We start from the raw sequence: 3,414 nt of genomic DNA on the forward strand, positions 1-3,414 counted from the left end.
CCAATAGAGCTTATTGGGACTGCGATTATCCAATATGTGGAGATTCGGAGCACCAATAGGGCTTATTGGGACTATGATTTACCAGTATATGGAGATTCGGAGCACCAAAAGAGCTGATTGGGACTACGATTATCCAATATGTGGAGATTCGTAACACCAATAGGGCTGATTGGGACTAAGATTTACCAGTATGTGGAGATTCGGAGCACCAATAGAGCTTATTGGGACAACGATTATCCAATATGTGGAGATTAGGAGCACCAATAGGGCTTATTGGAGCACCATTTTACCAGTATGTGGAGATTCAGGGCACCAATAGAGCTTATTGGAGCACCATTTTACCAGTGTGTGGAGATAGAGGTCACCAATGAGGCTTCTTGGAGCCTGTTTTTCAATTATGTGGAAATTTATTCAAAAAATAGGGGTTATTGCGGCCGCATTTTTTCAGTATTTGGTCACCAAGGTCACCTATCAGAGTTATTTGTTACCTGTTTTTCTAGTTTTAAAAATCCAGTTCACCTATCTTGCTAACCAGCTTCCGAATTTTTCAAACTCACCGAACCAATGTACAAATTTCTAATCATGATCCTACTATGCAAAATAACAAGAGCCGTTTCCTTTATTTTCAATGGTTCTTCATAATACAATAAAGGCACATACTTATTCGGGGAGAGAGGCTGTCCAATAATGAAAATTCAACAAATTTCAGATGCTTTATTGGGGCGTACACCCTCCATATTGGGACATGAACAATTTATGAAATTCGCCGTGCTGCTTCCGTTGGTGGAGATCAATAATGAGGTTCATATCCTATTTGAAGTACGGGCACTTACACTTAGAAGGCAGCCTGGTGAGGTTTGTTTTCCAGGTGGCAGGATTGAAAAAGGAGAGGAACCTGAAAAAGCTGCTACTAGGGAAACTTCAGAGGAACTGGGCATCAAAGAGAGCGAAATTACCAATATGATTCCATTGGATTTTATGGTGTCAGCTTTTGGTACCATCATCTACCCATTTGTTGGTACGATTAAAAACGCAGAAGCGATTAGGCCGAATCAAGCCGAGGTAGGAGAGGTCTTCACAGTTCCCCTAGCTTTTTTTAAAAAGAATCAGCCAGCTACTTATAAGATTCATTACCAGGTCAAACCTGAAGATGGCTTTCCATTTGACTTGATTATCGGAGGAGAAAATTACAACTGGCAGAACAGGTCAATGGACGAATACTTTTATCGGGCAAATGGCAAGGTAATCTGGGGATTGACAGCACGGGTGCTGACTCATTTCATTGAATTGGTGGAACAAGAAGATATTTGAATGGAGGAGTGCCAATTTCTGGTGCTTCTTTTTTTAAAATACCATTATTTTGAAAAAGCAGTTCAGCAACCATATTCAAGATTTATAAAAATACTATTCGAGCAATTAATGGGAGAAAAGGTTGCGATTAATAGATTTATTATTTATAATTTTAAGATAATTAAATATTTTAGAAGGTTGGTTGAAAAATGAAAATATACATATCTGTGGACATGGAAGGGATCACTGGATTGGTTGACCATACTCATGTGGATTCATCTAAACTTAATTATGAACGTGGCCGAAAAATCATGACACAGGAAGCGAACTATGTGATCACAAAGGCTTTTGAAACCGGATGCGAGGAAGTCATCGTCAATGATAGTCATTCCAAAATGAATAATTTATTGATTGAGGACCTTCACCCTGAAACCCAATTGATTACTGGTGATGTGAAACCGTTCTCGATGGTTCAGGGGTTGAATGACAGTTTTAATGGAGCGATGTTTGTCGGCTATCACGCCAGAGCTTCCATGAGCGGTGTAATGTCACATTCCATGATATTTGGTGTCCGCCATATGTGGATCAACGATGTTCAAATTGGGGAACTGGGATTTAATGCGTATGTAGCAGGTTATTTTGGGGTTCCGGTTATTATGGTTGCGGGTGATGATGGAGCAGCAAGGGAAGCGGAAGCTTTGAATCCTAATATTACCACTGCCGTTGTAAAGGAATCGATTTCGAGATCGGCGGCAATATCGTTGACACCTCTAAAAGCAGGGGAACTGCTAGCCAAGAAGACAGAAGAAGCTATTCAAAATATCGACAATGTGAAACCGCTCACTCCGCCGAAAAATCCGATTTTACGCATCGAATTCGCTAACTATGGGCAAGCAGAGTGGGCTAATTTGATGCCAGGAACCGAAATAGAAGTCGGTACGACCATTGTCCGATTCCAGGCGAAGGATATTCTAGAAGCTTATCAAGCTATGCTTGTGATGACAGAATTAGCCATGAGAACAACTTTTTCGTAAGCAGTATTTTCGCTATCCGTGCTGGTTGAGCATTTGCTTAGACCGTCAAAGTCTTCTGCTGACATGAAAACATAATAAGGAAGTGAGATAATGCTGCCATACATAATCAAACGGCTAGGCTCGATGGCGTTGACTCTATTGGTTATCATTACATTGACCTTTTTCTTGATGCATTCCATACCTGGTTCACCCTTTAATGAGGAGCGGGCGACAAGCGAAGCTGTACAAAAAAACCTCGAAAGTTTTTATCATTTGGATGAACCGCTTTATGTCCAATATTTCTTGTATTTACAATCGGTTGTTGCATTCGATTTTGGACCATCTATTAAAAAATCTTCTCAAACCGTGAATGAAATGCTGGGCAGAGGGTTTCCGGTTTCGTTTGAACTGGGAATGGTCACGCTCATGGTGGCTATCTTCTCAGGTATTTTGTTGGGGATCATCGCTGCCCTGCGGCATAACGGCATTATTGATTATCTTGCTATGACCATTGCGGTGGTCGGGATTTCCGTTCCTAACTTTGTCATGGCCACGCTTTTGATTCAGCAGCTTGCTGTGACCTGGCAGATCTTGCCCGTTGCCACCTGGACAAGTCCGAAGCATATGGTCCTGCCTACACTGGCACTTGCGACCGGACCCATGGCGATCATTGCCCGTTTAACGAGGGCGAGTATGCTGGAGGTTTTGACCCAGGATTATATCAGGACAGCGAAAGCAAAAGGGCTTTCTCCTGTAAAAATTGTCTTCAAGCATGCATTGAAAAATGCTTTGCTTCCAGTAGTGACGATTTTGGGATCTCTGGCGGCAAGCATTTTGACAGGAACCTTCGTAATCGAAAAAATTTTTGCAATTCCGGGCATGGGCAAGTATTTTGTCGAGAGCATCAACCAGCGGGACTATCCTGTCATTATGGGAACCACGATTTTTTACAGTACAGTACTGGTCGTAATGCTGTTCCTGGTTGACCTGGCGTATGGAATCCTGGATCCAAGAATCAAACTGTATAAATGGAATTAAAGGATTTTAGGAATATTCGTCCAATTATTATAGGTAAATAAAACCTATGGGAAGGCGGACAAATAATGAAAAT

The 3,414-nt window shown here is 41.6% G+C and carries 3 protein-coding genes; all 3 read left to right on the forward strand.

Annotated features, from left to right (window positions below):
- The first annotated feature begins 687 nt into the window (after positions 1-687).
- The gene (locus UB32_RS16825) at positions 688-1,311 is read left to right on the forward strand and encodes an NUDIX hydrolase (protein ID WP_044395892.1); all 624 of its coding nucleotides are present in this window, start codon (positions 688-690) and stop codon (positions 1,309-1,311) included.
- A gap of 188 nt (positions 1,312-1,499) precedes the next feature.
- Complete coding sequence (locus UB32_RS16835) at positions 1,500-2,324, forward strand: M55 family metallopeptidase (RefSeq protein ID WP_044395894.1); 825 nt, start codon at positions 1,500-1,502, stop codon at positions 2,322-2,324.
- Positions 2,325-2,414: 90 nt separating this feature from the next.
- Positions 2,415-3,341 carry an ABC transporter permease gene (locus UB32_RS16840; protein WP_044395895.1) on the forward strand — a complete coding sequence of 309 codons (927 nt, stop codon included), beginning with the start codon at positions 2,415-2,417 and terminating at the stop codon, positions 3,339-3,341.
- Positions 3,342-3,414: the final 73 nt, after the last annotated feature.

Source organism: Mesobacillus subterraneus (assembly GCF_000934845.1).
In the GTDB taxonomy this organism is placed as follows: Bacteria; Bacillota; Bacilli; order Bacillales; family Cytobacillaceae; genus Mesobacillus; species Mesobacillus stamsii.

Coding starts and splice junctions, on each gene's coding strand:
- UB32_RS16825 (WP_044395892.1), top strand. CDS start 688: ATGAAAATTCAACAAATTTCAGATGCTTTATTGGGGCGTACACCCTCC.
- UB32_RS16835 (WP_044395894.1), top strand. CDS start 1,500: ATGAAAATATACATATCTGTGGACATGGAAGGGATCACTGGATTGGTT.
- UB32_RS16840 (WP_044395895.1), top strand. CDS start 2,415: ATGCTGCCATACATAATCAAACGGCTAGGCTCGATGGCGTTGACTCTA.